Below are 23,260 nucleotides of genomic sequence, written 5' to 3'. Positions count from 1 at the left end.
TTTATGATTCGGAATCTTTCGTTTCTTGCTTTCTTGAAAAAGCTTTCTGCGCTTCTTGAATTTCAAGACGGATAGAAGACATTTCTTCATCTAATAAAAATGCTGCTTCCGCTGCACGTTGCAAGCGTATTTTAATATCTTCAGGAAAACGTCCACTATATTTATAATTTAAAGAATGCTCAATTGTTGCCCAAAAGTTCATTGCTAGCGTACGTATTTGGATTTCTACCAATACTTTTTGTTCACCTTGAATCGTTTGAACTGGGTAACTAATGACAACGTGATAAGAACGATAACCGCTATCTTTCTTCTGCGTGACGTAATCACGTTCTTCCACGATTTCAAAGTCATTTCGTTTTCGAAGATATTCTACAACAGGCTTAATCTCATCAACAAATTGACACATCATTCGAAGGCCCGCGATATCTTGCATATCTTCTCTTAGCCTGTCTAACGGTACATTTCTCTTCTCCGCTTTATCAATAATACTTGCAACAGACTTTACCCTTCCTGTTACAAACTCAATTGGAGAATGCTCTGTTAACATTGCAAATTGAGTACGCATTCCTTTTAGTTTCACTTTCAGCTCTGCCACCGCTTGGTGGTAAGGTGCTAAAAATTCTTCCCAATTTCGATTCATTTCAACCACCACCAAAATCAATCCATTTGCTTATAGAAATACTTTTTCTACAGCAGTTACTAGTTCTTCTCCGTAATTTGCATTACCTTCAATATTTTCAACTAAATATTCTACTTCTTCTTTTAAACCTTCTAATTCCATTTCAATGTCATTCACGCGAACGAACATAACCACGTCGTTATTCATCGCTTCATGCATTGCTTCCCAGCATGTATGCGGAATGCTTACATAAATGAAAGATGATTCGTTTTCTAAGATATATAAAAATGATAAATTATCTGAGTCTACAAGTACGTGATTACGCGCACTTAACTCCTTTACCTCTATTTCACTATTTTCCGCACAAAAAATAAGAGCATTCTCTCTCTTTTCTACGCTCTTAACTTGGATTTTATTTTGCATGCTCTAACTCCTCCATCTCAACTTCCTGTCTTACTTAACAGTATTATTGTATCATAACATGGACGCAAACAAATAAAACATTGAACCAAATTTGTGAAAAAGCGATAATGTGTAAAGAATTATTTTTCAAAAGGAGCGCGCATACAATGACACAAGAAATTGAAATTGAATTTAAAAATATTGTTACAGAAGAAGAATTCAATACATTATGTAAATCATTCTCTATTGAAGGATTTACGAAACAGGTGAATCACTACTTTGAAACACCGAGCTTCTCATTAAAAAAAGCTGGCTCTGCACTTCGTATTCGTCATAAAGGAGAAACTTATACATTAACATTAAAACAACCTGCAGAGGTCGGCTTGTTAGAAACGCATCAAGTTATAACAACAGATGAAGCAAGATTGATGATGGAAACAAATACAATTATTCAAGGCGCTGTAGTAGATCAACTACACACATTACAAATTCCTGTTTCTGCTTTAACTTATATGGGTAGTTTAACAACTGAAAGAGCCGAAACACTATTTGAAGGCGGAACGCTTGTCTTTGATCATAGTTTCTATTACAATCACGATGATTATGAAATTGAATTTGAAGTGCAAGATGAAGAAGCAGGCAAAGCTGCCTTTATTCATTTGTTAAAGCAACACGACATACCAATCCGTCATACAAATAATAAAGTAAAACGCTTTTTCCTTGCCAAACAAAACAAAGCACGCTAAAGTGAAAATTCCACTAGTGAATACGTTCTACTAGTGGATACATCTCACTTTTTGAAAAAGAAAAGATTCTTTTACATCTGTAGAATAAGCAAAGAACGTTATGAAGGCGGTTTATTTGCCCTCCCTAACATTCCATTGCTACAATAGATATACATTTCATGGAAAAAGGAGTTTAAAAGGATGAGCAAGCAACCGATGACACCATTTGAAGCAATTGGCGGTGAACAATGCATTGCAATATTAGTAGACACATTTTATTCCTATGTCAGTAAACACCCTGACCTATCTCCCATCTTCCCGGATGATTTAACAGAAACAGCTAGGAAGCAGAAGCAATTTTTAACACAATATTTAGGTGGTCCTAATTTGTACACGGAAGAACATGGTCATCCTATGTTAAGAGCACGCCATCTCCCGTTTGAGATTACTCCAAAACGAGCAGAGGCTTGGCTATCGTGCATGGAGCAAGCAATGGATGACACAGGAGTGCACGGTCATATAAGAGAGTTCGTTTTTGAACGTTTAGCATTAACTGCTCAGCATATGGTTAATACTCCAGACGAAACAGGTGAAATATAATGGATAAACAGGAAGCAAAGCATATCAATATGCCATCTCCTTCCGCATGTGAGCATAAGTCTGTAGAAGCATATTTATTTATTGATCCACTTTGTAAAGATTGCTGGGAAATTGAGCCCTTTATTATTAAACTATGGCTTGAATACGGGAAATACTTCTCTATTCGTCATATCGTAACAGGAAAAGTGGACGGAACGAACGCTTCCTCACACAAATGGAATAAACCTGCTAATATTCGATTTGTGTGGGAAAAGACAACAAGTTTACAAGGTTTTTCATGTGATGGAAAGGTACATATGCAAGAAGCATCGTCAACACCATATTTAGTTTCGATGGCAATTAAAGCAGCGGAGTTGCAGGGCCGAAAAGCAGGTTCGAAGTTTTTGCGAAAACTCCAAGAATACATTTTCCTTGAAAATGTATCAAATCCTGACTGCGAATTATTACTTGCATGCGCAAAAGATAGCAATATTGATGTAGAAGAATTTAAAAAAGACCTATATTCCGCTAGCGCAAAAAAGGCTTTCCAATGTGACTTAAAATTCACAAATGAGATGCATATTACAGAAATACCTTCTCTCGTATTCTTTCATGCAAATTCAGATGAAGAAGGTATTAAAATCGCTGGAACGTATTCCTACGACGTCTACGTACAATTATTGAAAGAACTTGTAAAATGTGAAATCGAGCCAGAGCCATTACCACCTTTAGAAGTATTACTGGAAGCGACACAATTTATCTCTTCAAAAGAAGTAGCATTTATATATGACTGCTCGAAGCAAGAAATTGAACGTGAACTAAAAAAATTACAACTGAAACGAAAAGTACAAATGATTGACGTAAAATGTGAGCGTTATTGGAAATGGATAGCAAAAGAAAAAGACCTGGTGTAAACACCAGGTCTTTTTCTTTACGGCTTATAAAAATATTAAAGGGGATGGGAGAAATTTTCACGTTCAAACAAAGGGGTATATGTTTGTATGTGAATTCGTTCACGCTTATTATATTACAAGATTCGACGTCAGATGACAACCCCTTTTGTCGAATTTCACACTTTTGTCACATTCTAAACGTTTTCATTTTTGAATAAGCTATAAAAAAGCTATTTTGGAGGTGTTTTGTATGAAAAAAACGTATATTTTACTTATCATTCTAGCTATCATTGTTTCTTTTTTCTTGTACATCCTCTCCCTACTACAAGCTTTTCCTAAAATGATTGCCTTTCCTCTTTTATTTGGAGTCATTGTCATCGCTCTCTCTTATTTCAACCATAAAAAACGATTTAAAGGGTTTTAATGAACTGTAAAACTGCCTTCTAGTTTAGAAAAAAGAAGACAATTCGATTTATTTTCTCGACAAATATCGACAAAATGACATCAAGAAAAAGACGAGGCAAATTCCTCGTCTTTTCTATTACTTCTCTTCAAATAATAATGCTTCTAATTCATTTAATTTCTCTTCAAATACTTGCAATGCTTCTTTTACCGGTTCTGGAGATGCCATATCTACTCCAGCTTTTTTCAGCACTTCAATTGGGTAATCTGAGCTTCCTGCTTTTAAGAACTCATTAATGTAACGTTCTACTGCTGGTTGCCCTTCTTCTAAAATTTGTTTAGATAGAGCCGTTGCTGCACTAAATCCTGTTGCGTATTGGTATACGTAATAGTTGTAGTAGAAGTGCGGAATACGAGACCACTCTAAACCAATTTCTTCATCAATTACTAAAGCATCACCGAAATATTTCTTATTTAAATCATAGTAGATCTCCGTTAGCATGTCTGGTGTTACCGCATGTCCCTCTTGTACTTTCTTATGAATAATATGCTCAAACTCTGCGAACATCGTTTGACGGAATACAGTACCACGGAATCCTTCTAAATAATGATTTAATAAGTATAGACGCTCTTTCTTATCTTCTGTCGTTTTTAATAAATAATCGTTTAGAAGCGCTTCATTACAAGTTGATGCTACTTCCGCAACAAAGATTGAATAATCCCCGTATACGTGCGGCTGCGTTTTTCTTGTGTAGTAACTATGGACAGAATGGCCAAATTCATGAGCAAGTGTAAATAAATTATTTACATTATCATGCCAGTTCATTAAAATATAAGGATTTGTTCCATAGGCACCAGATGAATATGCTCCGCTTCGTTTTCCTTTATTCTCATACACATCTACCCAGCGATTTTCATATGCTTCTTTCAAAATATCAACATATTCATCACCAAGTACATGTAAAGACTTTAATAACATGTCTTGCGCTTCTTCATACTTCACATTCATTTTCACTTCTGGTACAAGTGGTGTATATAAATCATACATATGAAGCTCATCAAGCCCTAGTGCTCGCTTACGAATATCAATGTAACGATGTAGCAAGTGTAAATTGTCATTTACAGATTGAACAAGTTGATCATACACCGCTTCAGGAATATTATTATTACTTAATGCTGCTTGACGTGCAGAGTCATATTTACGAACGCGTGCATTAAAGTTATTACGCTTCACAGCTCCGCTTAACGTACTTGCAAATGTGTTCTTATATTTCCCGTACGTTTCATATACAGCTTTGAATGCATCTTCACGCACACGACGATCATCACTTTCTAAAAACTGAATGTAACGGCCATGTGTAATTTCTACTTCTTCTCCATCCTCACCTTTAATAGATGGGAATTTCAAATCCGCATTATTCAACATACCAAATGTATTACTTGACGCACTCATTACTTCAGATGCTTCTGCTAATAAAGCCTCTTCCGCTTCAGATAATACGTGAGGGCGTTGACGCGTAATTTCTTCTAACGCATGTTCATATACACTTAAGTCTCTATTTTCTTTCAAGAATGTTTGCAATGTATCTTCTGAAATCGATAAAATTTCAGGCACAATATATGCTGTGCTACTAGATACTTGTGAATATAAATTTGTCGCGCGATCATTTAACGCTTGATACACAGAGTTTGTTGTATCTTGATCGTAACGCATATGTGCATATGTATATAACTTACCTAATCGCATTGAAATTTCATCTTCATATTGCAATGCTTCAAGTAAATTGTTCGCAGAGTCACCAAGTTTCCCTTTAAATTCAGTTAACTTCGGTAATAGCTCTTTAATAGCTTGGAATTCTTGTTCCCATTCTGCATCTGTTTGGAAAATATCTTCTAATCGCCACGTACTTGATTCTTCAATTTCGTTACGATCCGGTAATGTTTTTGTTGTGTTTTGTTCAGACATGCTTTAAGCCCTCCTTTAAATATCTCTACTTACATACAATTCGATTTTTCTTATGTAATTCCTTCACGATTAGTCTTTATTATATCCGCTTTTCCTTCTCTCATGTTGTACTTTGCCTCAAATAAAGATAAGGCATACGCTAAACTCCTTTCATCATATTTCATAACTTCCTCCTCTGTTTTTAACATGGATATCCCCCGTATTTTCCGGTACTTATAAGTCCCTACTCTCTGCAAGACACCTACATAACATAAAAATGTCATATATTCAGTAACTGCCACTTTCCATATATGCTGTGAAAAGTACGGGAGCATACGCCTTTTCGTATACTTTTTTATATAACTACACACGTACTTGAGGGAAATACAATCCCCTACCGCAAGCTCACCTATACACTTCATATATAGAAAAGCTTGCCATATAAATGAATTTGTTTGAAAAGCAAATGAGGACGGGAGTGGCACACCAATTTCAGAAGGAAAATTTGCTGGGGTACATTTACATTGATATAAGAGGCGTAATAGTGACTTATCATTATACTTCAAGATGGGCAAAGCGTTTTGACGAAAATAATCCTTTCGCTTCTTCCATTCTCGGTTTAATACTTCCCTTTGGAAAGGAACAGGAGAAAAGAGCATTTCAAAAGTAGTCGTTTCAATTGGTAAATATATAATATGTGAAAAAGCAACGCTTGTAGAAAATGATGTAATAAACGTGCATTTCATAAATGATTTTTGTTTCGAACAGAAGAAAATAAGAAGTGGCTGAGGATAAGATTGTAAGGAGAAAGCCATAATTGAGGAGAATTTCATCCAGTATGCAGAGTGCTTTTTCAATTGATTTCCACCAATAATCCAAATGACTTGTATACCAGCTTTCCAATACGAATAGGTTCGTTTGCAGAGCTGCTCTATAGAAAGATTGGCGCATTGATATTCAATCGCAATTTTTCTCCCTGCTCTCTCTATAAAAATATCCGGTCGTTGCTGAATCTCTGGTAGATAATGCTCTATCTCTACATGAACATTTTGACGTTTGAACCACCGATATAACAATTCTTTACCGTACATATGATATGTAGATTCTGCTTCATAAAAGGCTAAACATGAATCTACTTTCTTATGAGCAAAATGCCACCTTTTTTGTTTTCCTAATCTCATTAGTACTTCCTTCCCGCAAGCTATGCAAAAGAAACTTTCCCTTTTACGCATATGGTGTAAAAGCTCTTCATCATGATGATCGAGTAGATGAATTTTTTCTCCGTTTTCTCTTTTTGCGATAAATATTGGAATCACACCCTTTCAGCTCCTTATATTCTACAATTTATTACAAATTCCTTTTAAAAAAGAGATGTCCCAATTTTGGACATCTCTTTTTATAATAAAGGCGATAATAACCGGTACGTTGATTCAACGATTCGTCTATGAAGACGCCTTTTATGAAAACGATCGACATGAATTTCACTTGATTCTTCTAAATCGTCTTTAAAATCTTGAACAAGTTTTCGAATGCTATCTGTATCATATAAAAAGGCATTTACTTCAAAGTTCAAATGAAAACTTCTCATATCCATATTTGCTGTCCCAATTGAAGCTAAATCAGAATCGACAATGACAACTTTACTATGGAGAAAACCTTTTTCGTATTCATATATCTTTACCCCTGCATCTAAAAGCTCTGGGAAGTACGATCTCGATGCGTAAAAGACAGTTCTCTTATCAGGCTTACTCGGCATTAACAACCGAACATCAATACCAGCAAGTGCCGCTACTTTTAATGCGGATAAAATATCATCATCCGGAATGAAATACGGCGTTGCAATCCAAATGGATTTCCGCGCAGAAGCAATCATGGCAAAATATAAATGTTTAATTGTTTCCCATTTATTATCCGGCCCACCTGCAACGAGCTGCACGCCGCCCCAATGCTCCCCCTCAACTGCTTTCGCTTGTAAATATTCAGGGGCTAGCACAGCCTCGCCAGTCATATAAAACCAATCTTGAAGGAAAATAAGCTGCAAACTTTGCACAGCTTCCCCACGCAAATATAAATGCGTGTCTCGCCAAAAGCCGAAGTACTTATCCTTTCCTAAATATTCATCACCAATATTTAATCCACCTACAAATCCTTCATTCCCATCAATAATAACGATTTTTCGGTGATTTCGATAATTAATCTTATCGTTTAAAATCGGAAAACGTACAGGGAAGAACGGAATCATTTCGACACCTGCGTCGTTTAATTCTTCAATATATGATTTTGATAATTTAAAACTTCCAACCGCATCATATAAAAAACGAACGACTACGCCTTCTTTTGATTTTTGTATTAAAATATCTTTAATTTCTGTTCCAAGTTTATCATCACGCACAATGTAATATTCCATATGAATGTGATGTTTCGCTCGTTTTAATCCATCTAAAATAGCCTGAAACGTTTCATCTCCATTTGTTAATGTTCTCGTTTCAGTTTGAAATGAAATATTTAAAGCGCCTAAGCGATCCGCTAAACGAAATAACAGCTCTTGATGCTTATGATTGCGCAAAATCCGTTCTTCGTAATCTTCATGCCCCTTATATTGTAAAAACGCTTGTTCATCGAGCAACGCCTTCTTTTGGAACATTCTCTTCCTCCGAAAGTTCTGTCCGAATAATAAATAAGCGAAGAATCCAAATACCGGAAAAATCCCTAACACAATGAGCCATGTAAGTGTTTTTGACGGATGACGGTTCTCTAAGAAAATAACGCAACCAATTAAAAATGCAGATACCGTAAATAAAATACTAATAATACCTAAAATCGAAACATCTTTTATCCCAATTACATCCGAATAAAACGCTACATCAATAAACATACGTAATGACACAAATAATGCGAACAATAGTAAAACAAAGAAAATCAACTTTAACGTATTTTTCATCTCTTACCTCCTTACTAAGAAAGCTTTCCTATTCTTCATATAAAAAGCCGATTTCATACTACAGAAATCGGCCTACGTTTTAGCAGGAAAATTATTGCGAATTGTTTCAAGCGCATGCTCTTTCACAATTTGTTTCCCATACTCACTTACACGATGAATTGTTAAAGTTGATTCTTCCCCGTATTCTAAAACAATGCTTAAAATGCGATCAATTTCTTCTTCATCATGTAGCACTTCATCGAATTCCACATATACATAATAGCGGTCCTCAAATGAATACAGCTCATCTTTTATATCTTCAAAGATAAGACGATGACTTAATGAAATGACATCTTCAAAATCATTAAACTTAATTAAAAAGCCAAACGTACCATCTTCGTTAAAGTTTGTACCTGCTTGTTCCTCTACCTCTTCCACTAATTCTTGCTGGAATAATGATTCAATACCTTCATCTAGAGGAATGTCTATAATTTTATCTACACCTATTGGTAGTTCTAGCTTTTGTCCATCCTTTGAAAGTTCTGCTTTCGTTACAAGTACTTCAATCCCTTTATCGACTGCTTGCACTTGAATCCATAACGGCCCATCAATAAAGAAATCGTCATGATCACGAGCTTCGTCCATCATTTCCCAAAAGAGCTCTTCGCTTCTTTCGCGGTCATACCAAATTTCCTCACGATTAAAGCCTCTGTCCTCTATATCAATGTACGTAATAAAAAATTTCATCGTATGATCATTAATTCTTTCAATATCCAAAATACAACTCTCCCTTCCTGCTTAGAATTGTTATGAAGGGATTCCCCACTCATATGACAAATCAATAGATTCTTGTACTCTCATTTTATGATAAGATTCTCCAGAATGGAAATAAAATCGATTTATTTTACAAAAATAGTTATATACCTATCTTCATTCAATGGTATACACAAATATATCATTGTCGCGATGCCTCACTTATAAAAAATTTGGACATACATTTCCATCTTCCCCCGTACACTGTAATAAAGTGAAACTTTTATTAGAGAAGATGCTTTAGTCTTTTTCACCACATACATATAGTTCGCTTATTAAAACATCATAAATGGAGGCAGACGAATGGACTTAGAGTTTTTAACATCTGTACTAATGATTGTCGGTATCGATGTTGTATTAGGTGGTGACAACGCAATTGTCATCGCACTAGCTAGCCGAAATTTACCTGAATCGAAACGAAATAAAGCTATTTTGATCGGTACTCTTTTAGCAATCGTACTAAGAATTATCCTTACTATACTAGCTGTCTATTTGCTCGACATTCCATTTCTGCAACTTATCGGGGGCATTTTACTTACATTCATTGCAGTAAATTTACTAACTGATAATAGCAACGATCTTTCTTCTATTCAAGGAAAAACAACTTTATTTCAAGCTGTGCGTACAATTGTATTCGCGGACCTTGTTATGGGATTTGACAACGTTATCGCCATTGCAGGGGCAGCTCACGGAAGATTTTTACTCGTAATAATCGGTTTACTCATTTCTATCCCGATTATTATTTGGGGCAGCAAACTCATTTTAATACTTATGGAACGCTTTCCACTCCTCATTTATTGCGGGGCAGCAATTCTCGCTTATACAGCAGGAAAAATGGTCACACATGAAGACAGACTTGCAACCTTTTTTCATAACAACCCAAGTTTCACTGCAGGCATTCCTTACTTATTTATTTTCACCATCTTATGCATCGGCTTTATCGTTCAACGAGTTCGATTACGAAATTTGAAACATTAAAAAAAACCTTCTACTATATAATAGGTAGAAGGTTTTCATATTATTATAATTAATTTACAAGACGCTGTGCTTCACGTAATTGGAACGTTCTTACTGTACGTGGTAAGAAACGGCGGATTTCGTCTTCATTGTAACCTACTTGAAGGCGTTTCTCGTCAATCATAATTGGACGACGTAAAATCCCTGGATAGTCACGAATCATCTTATATAAATCTTGAAGTGGTAAAGACTCTAAGTTTACATTTAATTCTTGGAAAACTTTCGAACGAGTAGAAATAATCTCATCCGTTCCGCTTTCTGTCATACGTAAAATCTCTTTAATTTCCTCAATCGTTAATGGATCTGAGAAAATATTACGTTCTGTATAAGGAATATGATTTTCCTCTAGCCATAATTTCGCCTTTCTACAAGACGTACAGCTTGGAGAACTATATAATGTTACCATACAAAGCTCACTCTCCTTAAAGAGTACAAATTCTGTACTAATTACAGTTTAAATTTCTAAATTCAGCAATTTTTCGCGATACCTTGTCTTAAAACAAAGTGCAAAAATTGCTTTTCATGTAAGCAACAACTTTTAGTAAACAACAATTACTTTTAATAAGTAACTTCTATAATCATTATACAATAGATTTTGCAAGAAATATACAGTAAATTTCCTTCTAATTGAGAAAACTCTTCCGTGCATTTCACTGCTATGTAACATAATCACACTTACTTCAGCTGTTCTTTAACAATAATCTTCAACCCTCTTAACGCTTGCTTTTCATAGATTTTTCATATGATTTATAGTTATTCTCTCATAATCTTTCCTATGAAAAAGAGAACGTTTTCTTACCTTTTTTTGATAAATCAATTAAGAAATGTAAGACTATACAAGTGAGAATCAAAAGAACGTTTGTTCTCATTTTAACAAACATTCTCATTCATGTCCATACGATTTCTAAAATAAATCAAAAATTTTTCTGACATTTCTTTCTTTTTCATTTTTTATCTCATACAATAAAAATACAGACAGGCAAAGGGGGAATTTGCAAATGATTGCTTTTTTTATTGATTTTGTCACTGTTGCTGCCCTCATCATCGGAATAACAGCATTGATTGGCGTCATTACAAATAGTATTGGTGAAAAACTCTTTGGCGGAAAAGAAAAGATGAAGTTTGTTAATAAAAGTTTGGATGTACAATCCGGCTGGAACCAAGTTGGTGGGAAAGGTATTTATAAGAAACGTACGTATTAAAAAAAGCAGGCAATTACCTGCTTTTTTCTTATTTCTCTACTGACGCCCATTTAAAGCTTAAATCGCCACCATATTTATGGTTGTACATATTTTTAATGGAATCTCTTTGTAAGTATGCTCTACCACGTTGATATACCGGTACAATCGCAGCGTCATCAAGTAACATTTTCTCTGCTTCTAGTAAGCTTTTCCAACGAGCATTTACATCGCTTCCATCTTTTTTTGCTTTCATGATGATCTCATCATATTTCGGATTAGAATATTTCATTTTATTTTGTGATCCGTCAGTTACAAACATATCAAGATATGTAATTGGATCTGGGAAGTCTGCACTCCATCCAGAGAATGACATGACGAAATCGCCCGCATCTTCTAATTTTAGTTTTTGCGCGAATGGTTGTTGTTTAATTTTCACTGTTAAACCTGGTAAATTCTTTTCTAACTCACCTTTTAAATATTCCCCTGTTTTCTTCGATAATTCAACATCTTCGTTTAATAACTCTAATTCGATTTCATTTTTACCAAGCTCTTTTTTACCAGCTTCCCAATATTTCTTCGCTTCTTTCACGTTTGGTTTTACAATATCTCCATTTACAGCACGAAAGTCCTTTTTATCCGGTCCTTTAATGAAGTTATCAGGAATTAATCCTGTTGCTGGCTTAGAACCGTTATTTAATAATGTATCAACGAACGGTTTACGTTCAAAAGCAAGTGAAATTGCTTTACGAATATTTTTATTTGCTAACGCTGGATCTTTTTGATTTAAACGAAGGAAGAATACAGATGTATCTTCTACTGTTTGGAAATCTGGTTTTCCTTTATATTTATCGATGAACTCCGCTAATAACGTTGCTCGATCGACTGCGTTTGTTTCATATAAATTAATTGGTGTAGACGTGTCTTTAACAATATTAAAGTTTACTTCCTCAATCTTCACTTCTTTATTATCCCAATATGACGAGCTCTTTGTCATTTTAAAGCTACGTTCATGTTGCCAATCACTTAATGTAAATGGTCCGTTATAGAGTGTTGTATTCGCTTCCAAACCAAACTTCGTACCTTGCTCTTTCACGAACTTTTCATTCACAGGATAGAAGATTGGATATACCATTAAATCTACAAGGTATGGAATGGAATTGTCTAATTCCACTTCTAATGTATAATCATCAATCGCCTTTACCCCTAATTGGTCCGGACTCATCTCTTTTTTGTTAATTTTCTCTGCATTTTTTATATCATACATAATGTACGCTGATTTCGCAGCTGTATCTGGGTTAATCGCTCTTTGCCATGCGTATACGAAATCTTTTGCCGTCACAGGCTCACCATTTGACCATTTTGCGTCTTCACGTAATGTAAATGTATATTTTTTACCGTCTTCTGATTTTTTGAATTCCTTCGCTACACCAGGAACAAGCTTATCGTCTTTTCCTAAACTGTATAAGCCTTCCATCGTATTAGTCATTACTCTTGAAGAAACTGCATCAGCTGATAACGCTGGATCCATCGTTGGAATTTCTTGCGTTTCAATTAAGTTAATAACTTGCTTCGCACCGCTTTTCCCGCTATCCCCTTTTGCGTTCGCTTGCGGCTCATCTTTTTGGTAGCTACATGCCCCTAACATCATGCTCATTGCTACTGTTGATACTACAAAAACTGGCATCTTTTTTTTCATATTTCCACCCTCCACAAAAATGTTAGCCCTTTCATTTTCAAACAAAAAGAAATATATATGTTCTAACAATTCATATTATACACACAAATATATTTTTTGTATATTTATATTTCTATTTTATTAAAATTTTCTGTTAAAACTTAATCCTTTGTAAACGTTTCATATTGCCGATTTTCCTTACTGAAGTGTCAGAAATAATTATTTTTATATTTTTCTAAATTATTAGATAAAAACAAAATTTATATTTTATAATACTTTACGCATAATTATCCTTCTGTTTTTATCATAAAATAGCTCTCCCTTCATAATAAAGATATGTAGGTTAAAATGAGTGCAAAGGTCAAGAAAGTATGTTACGATACACTTTGCTAAAAATAGATATCGGTAAAGAGGGGACGGACATGACAGCAATTCAGGCAAAAAACAGGCCTACTGAGAAATTAAGTTTATTCTTATTAACATGGCCTATTTTTCTAGAAGTTTTTCTATTTATGTTAATGGGGATCGCTGATACTTTCATGTTAAGTGCATTATCAGACGATGCTGTATCTGGGGTTGGTGCAGCGAATCAATATCTCCATATCGCTATTTTGGTACTAGAAGTCATCGGGAACGGCGCAGCCATCGTCGTATCTCAATACCTCGGTTCCAAACGTTTTATGGAAGCATCAAAAATATCAGCTTTAGCCGTCACATTAAATTTAGTGGTCGGACTCGTTATAAGCGCTGGTTTTCTTTTATTCTCAAAACATATGATGATGGCAATGAACTTACAAGGCGATGTACTAATGTATGCACAGAGCTATTTATCTATCGTCGGAGGAGCTATTTTCCTTCAAGCTATTATTAATTCATTAGCCGCAATTATCCGCGTACATGGCTTCACAAAGCAAGCGATGTTTATTTCTCTTGGAATGAATATTATTCATATCGCTGGAAACTACGTACTCATTTTCGGAAAATTTGGTTTCCCAGAGCTAGGTGTACAAGGGGCTGCCATTTCTTCTGCTGTCAGCCGACTTATAGCGCTTCTCGTTTTCTTCTGGTTACTGTACCGCGTTATGGAGTACCGTGTAAAATTACAATACTACTTCACCTTATCAAAAGAATATATCGGGAAAATTTTAAAAATCGGAATTCCATCTGCGTTTGAGCAGGTTATGTATCAAGCTTGCCAAATTGTCTTCTTATACTATGCAACATATTTAGGAACGGAATCGTTAGCTGCTAGACAATATGCTACGAACATCTCTATGTTCACTTATTTATTCGCTATTGCAATCGGTATGGGAACTGCAATTATTATCGGACGCCTCGTTGGCGGTGGTGAAAAAGATGAAGCGTATGAACGTGTATGGAAAAGTGTAAAGTGGGCGATCGGTGTCACTTTATGTATGGTTGCTCTCGTTATTACATTCCGCACACAATTAATGGGACTATTTACAGATAATCCGCACATTATTGCGTTAGGTGCGTCAGTTCTTTTACTAAGTGTACTACTTGAAACAGGGCGTACGATGAACATCGTCATCATCAATTCACTTCGCGCAGCTGGTGATGCAAAGTACCCAGTTTTAATCGGCGCATTCTCTATGGTGTTAATGAGTTTACCACTCGGTTATTTTTTCGCCTTCCATTTAGATATGGGGCTCGTTGGTATTTGGCTAGCAATTGCTATTGATGAATGGACACGTGCCATTATTATGTTCTTCCGCTGGAAAAGTAGAGCGTGGGAGCGTTATGCACTTGTTAAACCTGAAGAACAAGAGGAGATTGTTTCTGTTCAGGCGCAATAATACTCGTTTAATTAAGGTGTAGTCATTAGTATAGGCAACTTATATTTGCGATTCTTTAAATATATCGACTTACCGAGAAATATTGACAACTCTTTTATATAGTAAAAAAATCCATTCTTCTGTAATAGAAGAATGGATTTTTTATTATTGATAAATCTCTTTATATTTCTTGTACTCCGCTTCAGAACATAGTACGAAATGTCCCGGGCGAATTTCACGCATTGTCGGTTCTTCACTGCCATAATTGTGCTGAGATGGATCGTATACGATACGTTTACGATTGCGCTCATAATCTGGATCTGGAAGTGGAATTGCTGATAATAGTGATTTTGTATATGGATGAATTGGATTTGCATATAACTCATCACTTGTTGTTAATTCAACGATTTGACCACGGTACATTACACCAATGCGGTCACTAATGTATTTTACCATTGATAAATCATGGGCAATGAATAAGTATGTTAATCCTTTTTCTTTTTGTAACTTTTTCAGTAAGTTTACAACTTGCGCCTGAATTGATACGTCAAGTGCTGAGATTGGCTCATCGGCAATGATAAATTCAGGTTCTACAGCAAGTGCACGAGCGATACCGATACGCTGACGTTGTCCACCTGAGAATTCATGAGGGAAACGGTTTGCGTGCTCTTTATTTAAGCCAACTGTGTTTAATAATTCATGAACACGGTCCATACGCTCTTTTTTGTTTTTCGCTAATCCGTGAATATCAATACCTTCTGCAATAATATCCCCTACTGTCATACGAGGGTTTAATGATGCATATGGATCTTGGAAAATCATTTGCATTTTACGGTTGAATTTCTTCAATTCTGCGCGTGATTTTTTGCCATGTACATTTTCACCGTCGAACAATACTTCACCTGCAGTTGCATCATATAAACGAATAATCGTTCTTCCAGTTGTTGATTTACCACAACCCGATTCTCCTACAAGACCAAATGTTTCTCCGCGGTAAATATCAAATGAAATATCATTAACCGCTTTGACAACACCACCACTCACGTCGAAGTGCTGCTTTACATTTTTTACTTCAATTAATTTCTCACGTTGTTTAGTCATGTTGTTCACCTGCTTTCATTTGAAGAATGCGTTTTTCAACGACTGCCGGCGGTTTTACTTCTGGAGCTTGCTCATGAAGTAACCAAGTTGCCGCATAGTGTGTATCACTTACTTTAAATAAAGGTGGGTCCATTTCAAAATCAATTTTCAGTGCCTGTGGGTTACGTGGTGCAAAAGCATCTCCCTTTGGCGGCTTCAATAAATCTGGAGGCGTTCCAGGAATTGCATATAACTCTTCTTCTGAACCATCTAAACTTGGCATAGATGCGATTAAGCCCCAAGTATATGGATGTTTTGGATTGTAGAAAATTTCATCTACAGTTCCGATTTCAACAACTTTACCAGCGTACATAACTGCTACGCGGTCCGCAACGTTCGCCACTACACCTAAGTCATGCGTAATGAAAATGATTGCTGCTTCTGTTTTTTGTTGAATGTCCTTCATAAGCTCTAAAATTTGCGCCTGAATTGTAACGTCTAGCGCTGTTGTCGGCTCATCGGCAATCAATAATTTTGGGTTACAAGCTAATGCCATCGCAATAACTACACGCTGCCTCATACCACCAGAGAATTGGTGCGGATATTGTTTTAAACGAGCTTCTGGATTTGGAATACCTACAAGGTCGATTAATTCCAACGCAACTTTACGTGCGTCTGCTTTACTCATTCCTTGGTGTTTAATAAGGCCTTCCATAATTTGATTTCCAATTGTCATCGTTGGGTTTAATGATGTCATTGGATCTTGGAAAATCATCGCGATATCTTTACCACGTACTTGCTGCATTTCTTTTTCTGTTAATTTCGTTAAGTCACGACCTTCAAATACGATTTCACCATTTTTAATGCGTCCAGGAGGATTCGGAATTAATCCCATTAACGCTTTAGAAGTAACTGATTTCCCAGAACCAGATTCTCCTACAATCGCTAATGTTTCCCCTTTTTTCAAATCAAAAGTAACGCCGCGTACAGCTTGTACTTCACCTGCATGTGTATCAAAGGAGACTTGTAAATCTTTTACCTCTAACAATGTTTTCATCTTTGCCTCTCCCCTCTTTTACTTACGCATTTTTGGATCTAACGCATCGCGTAATCCGTCTGCCATTAAGTTAAACGCTAAAATTAATATACTGATGACAACCGCAGGAATGAACATCATATGCGGATACGTTTGAATTGATTTATAACCGTCATTTACAAGAGAACCAAGTGATGCGAATGGTGGCTGAATACCTAAACCGATGAAGCTTAAGAACGCCTCACCAAACACCGCTGTTGGAATTGTAAACATTGTCATTACGATAATTGGTCCCATTACGTTCGGGATTAAGTGTTTTACAATTAATTGTGTATTTGTTGCACCTAATGTACGAGATGCTAATACGTATTCTTGATTTTTTAATTTAAGGATTTGTCCACGAACGATACGCGACATCCCTATCCAACCTGTAATTGCCATTGCGAGTGTAATTGACCATATACCAGATCCCATAATGATTACCATTAAAATAACGATGATTAAGTATGGAATACCGTTAATAATCTCCATAATACGTTGCATAATGTTATCTACTCTACCGCCATAGAACGCTGAAATACCTCCATATGCAACCCCAATTACTAAGTCAATTGCTGCTGCTAAAAGAGCGATATATAATGATACGCGTGTACCTTCCCATGTTCTTGTCCATAAATCGCGTCCAAGATCATCTGTACCAAACCAGAAATACTCTTTAATATCACGTTTTTCATATTGGTCAACACCATATTGATCTGTACCGTCAAATGGTAACCAATGAACATTTTCAATAACTGGAATTTTCGGTGGCAATTTTGCACGTCCTAAATCTTGCTCTTTATACGAGTGCTTACTTACCATCGGTCCGAAGATTGCTAGTAAGATAATAAGCGTTAATAAAACTAAACCAAACATTGCTCCTTTATGTTGGAACAAACGTCTTCTTACATCTTGCCAAAACGTTAAGCTTGGACGGGCAATGACTTCATTATCCACATTATTTTGATTAGCTTGTTGAAATAAGTCTGGAGATAATTTTTGTACATCTTTCATCATTTTTTCCCTCCCGCTAAACGAATACGAGGATCAATAATTCCGTATAAAATATCAACAATGAAAATAACTAAGATGAAGATCGCACTATAGAAAATTGTAGTTCCCATAATAACTGTATAGTCATTCACTGTAATAGATTTAACGAACTGTTCCCCTAGTCCTGGTACAGCATAAATTTGCTCAATAACTAATGTACCTGTAATTAACCCTGCAACCATTGGTCCTAAAATTGTTACAACTGGAATTAACGCGTTACGAAGGGCGTGTTTGATAATGATAACGCCTTGGCTAATTCCTTTCGCTTTCGCTGTTAAAATGTAGTCAGCTTGCATAACTTCAATTAACTCTGCACGAGCGAAACGTGCGATTGTTGCGATAACTGCCATCGATAAAGCGATTGTAGGCATTACTGTAAACTCTGGCCCTTTCCAGAATGCTACTGGGAACCATCCAAGTTTTACCCCTACGAAATATTGTAGTAATGCGGCAAATACGAACGATGGTACCGACATCCCGAGTACGGAAATAATTGTCGCTCCATAGTCGACCCACGTATTGTTACGAAGTGCCGCAACGATTCCTAAAATTAAACCGATAAATGTTCCTAATATAATCGCTTGTAAACCAAGTTGTGCTGATGGTCCAATGCGATCCACAATCATGTCTGTTACTGGACGGTTATCATATTGGAATGATACCCCTAAATCCCCTTTTGCTAAGTTACCTAAGTAACGTGCATATTGAACTGGTACTGGATCATTTAAACCATATTTTTCAAGAATGATTTCTTTTTGTGCCGGTGATAACTTCTCCTGATTTTTAAGCGGAGAACCTGGAAGTAATTTCATCAAAAAGAAAGTCAACGTAGTAATTAAAAATAATGTCAAAGCCATGTACACGAAACGTTTTAATACATAACGTCCCATAGTCAAGCACCTCCCCGTTTTTCTCAAAAGCAATAAGATAGTTTAAAATATTCTTACTTTTATTTTTTTAAAATAAGAGTACATGCCCATCATAGGCATATACCCTAGTAAACGATGGAAAAAAGATTATTTTTGTTCAACAGATGCCCATTTGTAAGTTAATTTACCACCATAGTTAATTGGGATAATATCTTTTACAGCACCTTTTACTACATACGCTGAACCTTTTTGGAAGATTGGAGTGATAACTGCATCCTCTTTAATTAACATCTTCTCTACTTCTAATAGGTTGTCCCAGCGTGCTTGTAAATCTTTTGTATCTGTTTTAGCTTTTAGAATTAACTCATCATATTTCTGATTAGAATAGCCTGTTTTATTTTGAGAACCATTCGTAACAAACATATCTAAATATGAAATTGGATCTGGGAAATCTGGTCCCCAAATACCAAACGCAATATCATATTGCTGAGAATCTTCTAATTTATTTTTTTGTGCGAATGGCTGCTGTTTAATTTTAATAGATAAACCTGGTAAGTTCTTTTCCATCTCACCTTTTAAGAATTCACCAACTTTTTTCGCATCCTCATTATCGAAGTTTAAGAATTCTAGTTCGATTTTATCAGTGCCAAGCTCTTTCTTCGCTGTTTCCCACAATTTTTTCGCTTCTTTTGGATTTGTTTCAACTAAATTCCCATTTTCAGCTCGGAAATCTTTTTTATTCGGACCTTCAGCGAAATCTTTTCCAACAAATCCATAAGCTCCAATTGCACCATTATTTAAAATAACCTTCGCAATGTTATCACGGTCAAAGGACATTGAAATTGCTTTTCTTAAGTTTTTATTGCTTAAGTATTGATTACTTTGATTAAATCTTAGGTAAGCAACCCCTGCTTCTTTTCTTGTGTGGAATTCTGGGCTTTGTCTAAACTTATCAACAAATTCTGAAGATAGAGCCGCACGATCAATTGAGTTTGTCTCATATAAATTTACATCAGTTGACGTATTTTTAACAATATTAAAGTTAATTTCTTCGATTTTAACCGTTTTATTATCCCAATATGATGGGTTCTTCTTAAACTGGAAGCTTTGCTCATGTTTCCAATCACTCATAACAAATGGCCCATTATATAATGTTGTATTTGCCTCTAACCCAAACTTATCACCTTGTGCTTTTACAAAGTTCTCATTGAGCGGGTAAAATACTGGATAAACCGTTAAATCAACAAAGTAAGGAACGGGATTGTCTAATTCCACTTCTAATGTATAGTCATCAATCGCTTTTACACCTAATTGGTCAGCAGGTAATTCTTTTTTATGAATTTTCTCTGCATTTTTAATATCGAACATAATGTACGAATACGTCGCTTTTGTATCTGGATTTACTGCTCTTTTCCAAGAATACACAAAGTCTTTTGCTGTTACAGGTTCCCCATTCGACCACTTCGCATCTTTTCTTAATTTAAATATGTATTTCTTTCCATCGTCTAGCTTCTGAACATCTTCAGCAATTCCAGGCACTCTCTTTTGATCTTTGCCGATACGATATAAACCTTCCATCGTATTATTTAATGCTGTAGAAGATGCAGAGTCAGATGCTAATGATGCATCCATTGACGGAATTTCAGATAACTCTGTTAAATTAAGAATCTGCTTTCCGTTACTACTACTCGTAGCGTTTTCTTTCCCTTTTGCTTTTGCGTCATCCTTCTGATAGCTACACGCACCAAGCAACATACTTGCAGTTAAAGTCGATGCAAGTAATAACGGTATCTTTTTCTTCATGTTGTGTTGCCTCCCCTAATTGCACTTCCTGTACCCTCACTTGTAAAAAAGTAGAATTGAAAGAATAATCTCCAAGTTTCTACAATTTTCATTATACATATAATATAACAATTGTGAATATAGTTTTTTGTTTTTTTGTTAAAATTTTTAATAAAATGTTTATTTTTTTATTTTTTTGTAAAGGGATACGTTAACATTGCTACCATCATCTTGCAATCAGACCTTTAATTGCGTATAATTTTCAAAAAATTAGTTCTAGTACATATTATAGCTTTTATAGTATAATAATTCTAGTAATATTTTGACGGAGGGGAACATTTTGAATAAAGTTTTTTTTCATACTTGTATACTAATTTTCATAGCGATAATTGCTTCTAGTATTGGCGCATTCCTTGTTTCATCGCAGTTTTTGTTGAATTTTGTCAACATCTCGTTCTATATCGCACTATTTTTTATTCTTATAGGCGGTTTTTTATTCATATTTCAAAATGGATTTTTTAATGTAACAATTTACGCCTTCCAAAGAGTATTTGGTACGAACAAAAAAATCGACTCTTTAATTGAAGAAGTAGAGGAACCTGTCGATAAGAAAGAACGTATTTATAAAACATATTCATTCAAATGGACGTATCCAATTTGCATTACCGGTATCGTTCTTGGGTTGTTCTCGACCTTCATTAGCTTTACTATTTTGATGTAGTTTGCAAACACTATCCCATATGATATAATAATCTGCAAAACATTTTGTTATAAAACTTTAGTTCTTTCATATTTAAAGAGCTCAAGTAACAATAAATAAATTTATATGTATGCGATGATAAAGAAGAGTACATATTGAGGCAATTTCAGAGAGCTTGTGGCTGGTGTGAACAAGTAATTGTACAGTATGGAATGGGCTTTTGAGCTCCAAACCGAACCGAAAGTAGTAGGCTTTGGCGTTATATCCAAACGTTATTATGGATTAGAGAGATTTCACAGTAGTGAAATAATTAGGGTGGTACCGCGGTCCATTCGTCCCTATAGTTTTTTGGGATGAATGGGCTTTTTTGTTTGCCTTCTCTTCCCTATCACGCATTCAAATTTAGGAGGAATTACTTATGTCAGTTATCTTTTCTGGTATTCAGCCGAGTGGAACGATTACACTTGGAAACTATTTAGGGGCTATGAAGCAATTTACAGAGCTTCAAAACGAACACGACTGTTATTTCTGTATTGTAAATCAACATGCGATTACAGTGCCTCAAGATCCCGTCGGGCTTCGTAAAAACATCCGCAGTCTTGCTGCACTTTATGTAGCATGCGGTATCGATCCTGAAAAAGCTACGTTATTTGTACAATCAGAAGTACCGGCACACGCTCAACTAGGATGGATTATGCAATCAGTTGCTTACGTTGGAGAATTAGAGCGTATGACGCAATATAAAGATAAAGCGTCAGGTAGAGATTCAGTACCAGCTGGATTACTAACGTATCCACCATTAATGGCTGCTGATATTTTACTTTACAACACTGAAATCGTGCCTGTTGGTGATGACCAAAAGCAACATATGGAATTAACACGTGACCTAGCAGAGCGTTTCAACAAACGCTTCCGTGAAGTATTCACAATTCCTGAAATTCGCATTCCAAAAGTAGGAGCTCGCGTTATGTCACTAACAGAGCCTACGAAAAAAATGAGTAAATCTGATCCGAATCCAAAATCAATGATCAGCATGCTTGATGAACCAAAAACAATTGAAAAGAAAATTAAAAGTGCTGTAACTGATTCTGAAGGTATCGTGAAATTTGATAAAGAAAACAAACCTGGCATCTCTAACTTATTAACAATCTACTCTTCATTCTCTGGAAAAACAGTTGAAGAAATTGAAGCAATGTACGAAGGAAAAGGATATGGCGACTTCAAAGGCGACTTAGCGCAAGTAGTCGTAGAGGCAATTCGTCCAATCCAAGACAAATATAACGAACTAATCAACTCACCAGAACTAGACGAAATTCTAGACAAAGGTGCCGAAAAAGCAAACCGCGTCGCATTCAAACAACTACGCAAAGTAGAAAACGCAATGGGACTAAGCAGAAAACGTAGGTAACATATAAAGCGGAGGCGACTGCTTAGCCCTGACGGCTAAGGTTCTTTCCCACAGAAGGTGCTTTTTACCTTCTTGTGGGGAAGGTTCTTAGACGCGAAGGGTTAGGAGCCGGAGCTAGATTACATATAAAGCGGAGGCGGCTCGTTCAGCTCTGACTGGCTAAGGTTCTTTCGCATAAAAGGCGCTTTTTGCCTTCTTATGCGGAAGGTTCTTAGACACGAAGAGCTTGCCGCTGGAGCTGGATTTCATATAAAGCAGAAGCGGCTCGCTTAGAATGTGAGGGGGATGGAGCTCCTGACGTAGAGGCGTTTTTTGCCTCGCAGGAA

Annotated in this window: 22 protein-coding genes and 1 other annotated feature; of the genes, 9 read left to right on the top strand and 13 right to left on the bottom strand. The window is 35.9% G+C overall.

What is annotated here, in order from left to right:
* Nucleotide 1 precedes the first annotated feature (1 nt).
* Together yjbM and BAQ46_RS02400 are read right to left on the bottom strand one after the other, a co-directional pair.
* Nucleotides 2–640, bottom strand: coding sequence for a GTP diphosphokinase (gene yjbM, locus BAQ46_RS02405; RefSeq protein ID WP_001081482.1), 639 nt, complete (start codon nt 638–640; stop codon nt 2–4).
* 30 nt (nt 641–670) lie between these two features.
* On the bottom strand, nt 671–1,042 hold the full coding sequence (locus BAQ46_RS02400) for a UPF0738 family protein (RefSeq protein WP_001180003.1): 372 nt from the start codon (nt 1,040–1,042) through the stop codon (nt 671–673).
* Between the two features lie 146 nt (nt 1,043–1,188).
* On the opposite strand from BAQ46_RS02400, the gene BAQ46_RS02395 reads away from it, so the two are divergent.
* The 4 genes from BAQ46_RS02395 (at nt 1,189) to BAQ46_RS30535 (ending at nt 3,642) form a co-directional block, all read left to right on the top strand.
* Nucleotides 1,189–1,767: a CYTH domain-containing protein gene (locus tag BAQ46_RS02395; RefSeq protein ID WP_071741569.1), complete on the top strand. Its 579-nt coding sequence runs from the start codon at nt 1,189–1,191 to the stop codon at nt 1,765–1,767.
* A 180-nt stretch (nt 1,768–1,947) separates the two neighbouring features.
* Complete coding sequence (locus tag BAQ46_RS02390; protein ID WP_000043380.1) at nt 1,948–2,346, top strand: globin domain-containing protein; 399 nt, start codon at nt 1,948–1,950, stop codon at nt 2,344–2,346.
* Complete coding sequence (locus BAQ46_RS02385) at nt 2,346–3,239, top strand: ClpXP adapter SpxH family protein (RefSeq protein ID WP_000360652.1); 894 nt, start codon at nt 2,346–2,348, stop codon at nt 3,237–3,239. Before BAQ46_RS02390 ends, BAQ46_RS02385 begins: the two co-directional genes overlap by 1 nt.
* Before the next feature lie 229 nt (nt 3,240–3,468).
* On the top strand, nt 3,469–3,642 hold the full coding sequence (locus BAQ46_RS30535) for a hypothetical protein (RefSeq protein ID WP_000754592.1): 174 nt from the start codon (nt 3,469–3,471) through the stop codon (nt 3,640–3,642).
* A 117-nt stretch (nt 3,643–3,759) separates the two neighbouring features.
* On the opposite strand, the gene pepF is transcribed toward BAQ46_RS30535, so the two are convergent.
* The 4 genes from pepF to mecA form a co-directional block, all read right to left on the bottom strand.
* Entirely contained in the window at nt 3,760–5,586 is a 1,827-nt protein-coding gene (gene pepF / locus BAQ46_RS02375; protein ID WP_061131545.1) for an oligoendopeptidase F, read from the bottom strand.
* A 50-nt stretch (nt 5,587–5,636) separates the two neighbouring features.
* A complete protein-coding gene (locus BAQ46_RS02370) occupies nt 5,637–6,881 on the bottom strand; it encodes a competence protein CoiA (RefSeq protein WP_061131544.1) in 1,245 nt (414 codons plus the stop codon).
* An 80-nt stretch (nt 6,882–6,961) separates the two neighbouring features.
* Nucleotides 6,962–8,506, bottom strand: coding sequence for a cardiolipin synthase (locus tag BAQ46_RS02365; RefSeq protein ID WP_000799204.1), 1,545 nt, complete (start codon nt 8,504–8,506; stop codon nt 6,962–6,964).
* Nucleotides 8,507–8,578: 72 nt separating this feature from the next.
* Nucleotides 8,579–9,262: an adaptor protein MecA gene (gene mecA, locus BAQ46_RS02360; RefSeq protein ID WP_000350710.1), complete on the bottom strand. Its 684-nt coding sequence runs from the start codon at nt 9,260–9,262 to the stop codon at nt 8,579–8,581.
* 339 nt (nt 9,263–9,601) lie between these two features.
* Between mecA and BAQ46_RS02355 the strand changes: the two genes are divergently transcribed.
* Nucleotides 9,602–10,276, top strand: coding sequence for a TerC family protein (locus BAQ46_RS02355; RefSeq protein WP_000362603.1), 675 nt, complete (start codon nt 9,602–9,604; stop codon nt 10,274–10,276).
* Nucleotides 10,277–10,325: 49 nt separating this feature from the next.
* On the opposite strand, the gene spx is transcribed toward BAQ46_RS02355, so the two are convergent.
* Entirely contained in the window at nt 10,326–10,721 is a 396-nt protein-coding gene (gene spx / locus BAQ46_RS02350; RefSeq protein WP_000258267.1) for a transcriptional regulator Spx, read from the bottom strand.
* 592 nt (nt 10,722–11,313) lie between these two features.
* Here spx and BAQ46_RS02340 point away from each other — a divergent pair.
* The gene (locus BAQ46_RS02340; protein ID WP_000559978.1) at nt 11,314–11,517 is read left to right on the top strand and encodes a hypothetical protein; all 204 of its coding nucleotides are present in this window, start codon (nt 11,314–11,316) and stop codon (nt 11,515–11,517) included.
* A 28-nt stretch (nt 11,518–11,545) separates the two neighbouring features.
* On the opposite strand, the gene BAQ46_RS02335 is transcribed toward BAQ46_RS02340, so the two are convergent.
* A complete protein-coding gene (locus BAQ46_RS02335; RefSeq protein ID WP_000728616.1) occupies nt 11,546–13,192 on the bottom strand; it encodes a peptide ABC transporter substrate-binding protein in 1,647 nt (548 codons plus the stop codon).
* Between the two features lie 350 nt (nt 13,193–13,542).
* Between BAQ46_RS02335 and BAQ46_RS02330 the strand changes: the two genes are divergently transcribed.
* Entirely contained in the window at nt 13,543–14,988 is a 1,446-nt protein-coding gene (locus BAQ46_RS02330) for an MATE family efflux transporter (protein WP_002163724.1), read from the top strand.
* A 144-nt stretch (nt 14,989–15,132) separates the two neighbouring features.
* Here BAQ46_RS02330 and BAQ46_RS02325 read toward each other — a convergent pair whose 3' ends face one another.
* From BAQ46_RS02325 to BAQ46_RS02305, 5 genes are all read right to left on the bottom strand, one after another.
* Nucleotides 15,133–16,068 (bottom strand): ABC transporter ATP-binding protein, encoded by a 936-nt coding sequence (locus BAQ46_RS02325; RefSeq protein WP_000166346.1) that lies wholly within the window; start codon nt 16,066–16,068, stop codon nt 15,133–15,135.
* On the bottom strand, nt 16,061–17,104 hold the full coding sequence (locus tag BAQ46_RS02320; RefSeq protein ID WP_000854346.1) for an ABC transporter ATP-binding protein: 1,044 nt from the start codon (nt 17,102–17,104) through the stop codon (nt 16,061–16,063). The genes BAQ46_RS02325 and BAQ46_RS02320 overlap by 8 nt, the downstream gene beginning before the upstream one ends.
* An 18-nt stretch (nt 17,105–17,122) precedes the next feature.
* Nucleotides 17,123–18,139, bottom strand: coding sequence for an oligopeptide ABC transporter permease (opp3C, locus tag BAQ46_RS02315; protein WP_000974101.1), 1,017 nt, complete (start codon nt 18,137–18,139; stop codon nt 17,123–17,125).
* Nucleotides 18,136–19,065 (bottom strand): oligopeptide ABC transporter permease, encoded by a 930-nt coding sequence (gene opp3b, locus BAQ46_RS02310; RefSeq protein WP_000534165.1) that lies wholly within the window; start codon nt 19,063–19,065, stop codon nt 18,136–18,138. Before opp3b ends, opp3C begins: the two co-directional genes overlap by 4 nt.
* Before the next feature lie 126 nt (nt 19,066–19,191).
* Nucleotides 19,192–20,847 carry a peptide ABC transporter substrate-binding protein gene (locus BAQ46_RS02305; RefSeq protein ID WP_000727207.1) on the bottom strand — a complete coding sequence of 552 codons (1,656 nt, stop codon included), beginning with the start codon at nt 20,845–20,847 and terminating at the stop codon, nt 19,192–19,194.
* 319 nt (nt 20,848–21,166) lie between these two features.
* Between BAQ46_RS02305 and BAQ46_RS02295 the strand changes: the two genes are divergently transcribed.
* Nucleotides 21,167–21,547, top strand: coding sequence for a DUF3899 domain-containing protein (locus BAQ46_RS02295; RefSeq protein ID WP_001044991.1), 381 nt, complete (start codon nt 21,167–21,169; stop codon nt 21,545–21,547).
* 105 nt (nt 21,548–21,652) lie between these two features.
* Nucleotides 21,653–21,869 (top strand) — a binding site (T-box leader).
* Between the two features lie 75 nt (nt 21,870–21,944).
* Entirely contained in the window at nt 21,945–22,934 is a 990-nt protein-coding gene (gene trpS, locus BAQ46_RS02290) for a tryptophan--tRNA ligase (protein ID WP_000110985.1), read from the top strand.
* Nucleotides 22,935–23,260 lie beyond the last annotated feature (326 nt).

It is taken from the genome of Bacillus paranthracis, from assembly GCF_001883995.1.
Taxonomy (GTDB): Bacteria; Bacillota; Bacilli; order Bacillales; family Bacillaceae_G; genus Bacillus_A; species Bacillus_A paranthracis.
This window is presented reverse-complemented; position numbering and strand designations above follow the sequence as displayed.

What these genes read in the sequence shown, in the direction of transcription:
- BAQ46_RS02325 (WP_000166346.1), bottom strand. Translation starts at nt 16,068, where the DNA reads ATGACTAAACAACGTGAGAAATTAATTGAAGTAAAAAATGTAAAGCAG.
- BAQ46_RS02320 (WP_000854346.1), bottom strand. Translation starts at nt 17,104, where the DNA reads ATGAAAACATTGTTAGAGGTAAAAGATTTACAAGTCTCCTTTGATACA.
- spx (WP_000258267.1), bottom strand. Translation starts at nt 10,721, where the DNA reads ATGGTAACATTATATAGTTCTCCAAGCTGTACGTCTTGTAGAAAGGCG.
- opp3C (WP_000974101.1), bottom strand. Translation starts at nt 18,139, where the DNA reads ATGATGAAAGATGTACAAAAATTATCTCCAGACTTATTTCAACAAGCT.
- BAQ46_RS02400 (WP_001180003.1), bottom strand. Translation starts at nt 1,042, where the DNA reads ATGCAAAATAAAATCCAAGTTAAGAGCGTAGAAAAGAGAGAGAATGCT.
- BAQ46_RS30535 (WP_000754592.1), top strand. Translation starts at nt 3,469, where the DNA reads ATGAAAAAAACGTATATTTTACTTATCATTCTAGCTATCATTGTTTCT.
- yjbM (WP_001081482.1), bottom strand. Translation starts at nt 640, where the DNA reads ATGAATCGAAATTGGGAAGAATTTTTAGCACCTTACCACCAAGCGGTG.
- trpS (WP_000110985.1), top strand. Translation starts at nt 21,945, where the DNA reads ATGTCAGTTATCTTTTCTGGTATTCAGCCGAGTGGAACGATTACACTT.
- opp3b (WP_000534165.1), bottom strand. Translation starts at nt 19,065, where the DNA reads ATGGGACGTTATGTATTAAAACGTTTCGTGTACATGGCTTTGACATTA.
- BAQ46_RS02395 (WP_071741569.1), top strand. Translation starts at nt 1,189, where the DNA reads ATGACACAAGAAATTGAAATTGAATTTAAAAATATTGTTACAGAAGAA.
- BAQ46_RS02355 (WP_000362603.1), top strand. Translation starts at nt 9,602, where the DNA reads ATGGACTTAGAGTTTTTAACATCTGTACTAATGATTGTCGGTATCGAT.
- BAQ46_RS02335 (WP_000728616.1), bottom strand. Translation starts at nt 13,192, where the DNA reads ATGAAAAAAAAGATGCCAGTTTTTGTAGTATCAACAGTAGCAATGAGC.
- pepF (WP_061131545.1), bottom strand. Translation starts at nt 5,586, where the DNA reads ATGTCTGAACAAAACACAACAAAAACATTACCGGATCGTAACGAAATT.
- BAQ46_RS02330 (WP_002163724.1), top strand. Translation starts at nt 13,543, where the DNA reads ATGTTACGATACACTTTGCTAAAAATAGATATCGGTAAAGAGGGGACG.
- BAQ46_RS02365 (WP_000799204.1), bottom strand. Translation starts at nt 8,506, where the DNA reads ATGAAAAATACGTTAAAGTTGATTTTCTTTGTTTTACTATTGTTCGCA.
- BAQ46_RS02305 (WP_000727207.1), bottom strand. Translation starts at nt 20,847, where the DNA reads ATGAAGAAAAAGATACCGTTATTACTTGCATCGACTTTAACTGCAAGT.
- BAQ46_RS02390 (WP_000043380.1), top strand. Translation starts at nt 1,948, where the DNA reads ATGAGCAAGCAACCGATGACACCATTTGAAGCAATTGGCGGTGAACAA.
- BAQ46_RS02385 (WP_000360652.1), top strand. Translation starts at nt 2,346, where the DNA reads ATGGATAAACAGGAAGCAAAGCATATCAATATGCCATCTCCTTCCGCA.
- BAQ46_RS02340 (WP_000559978.1), top strand. Translation starts at nt 11,314, where the DNA reads ATGATTGCTTTTTTTATTGATTTTGTCACTGTTGCTGCCCTCATCATC.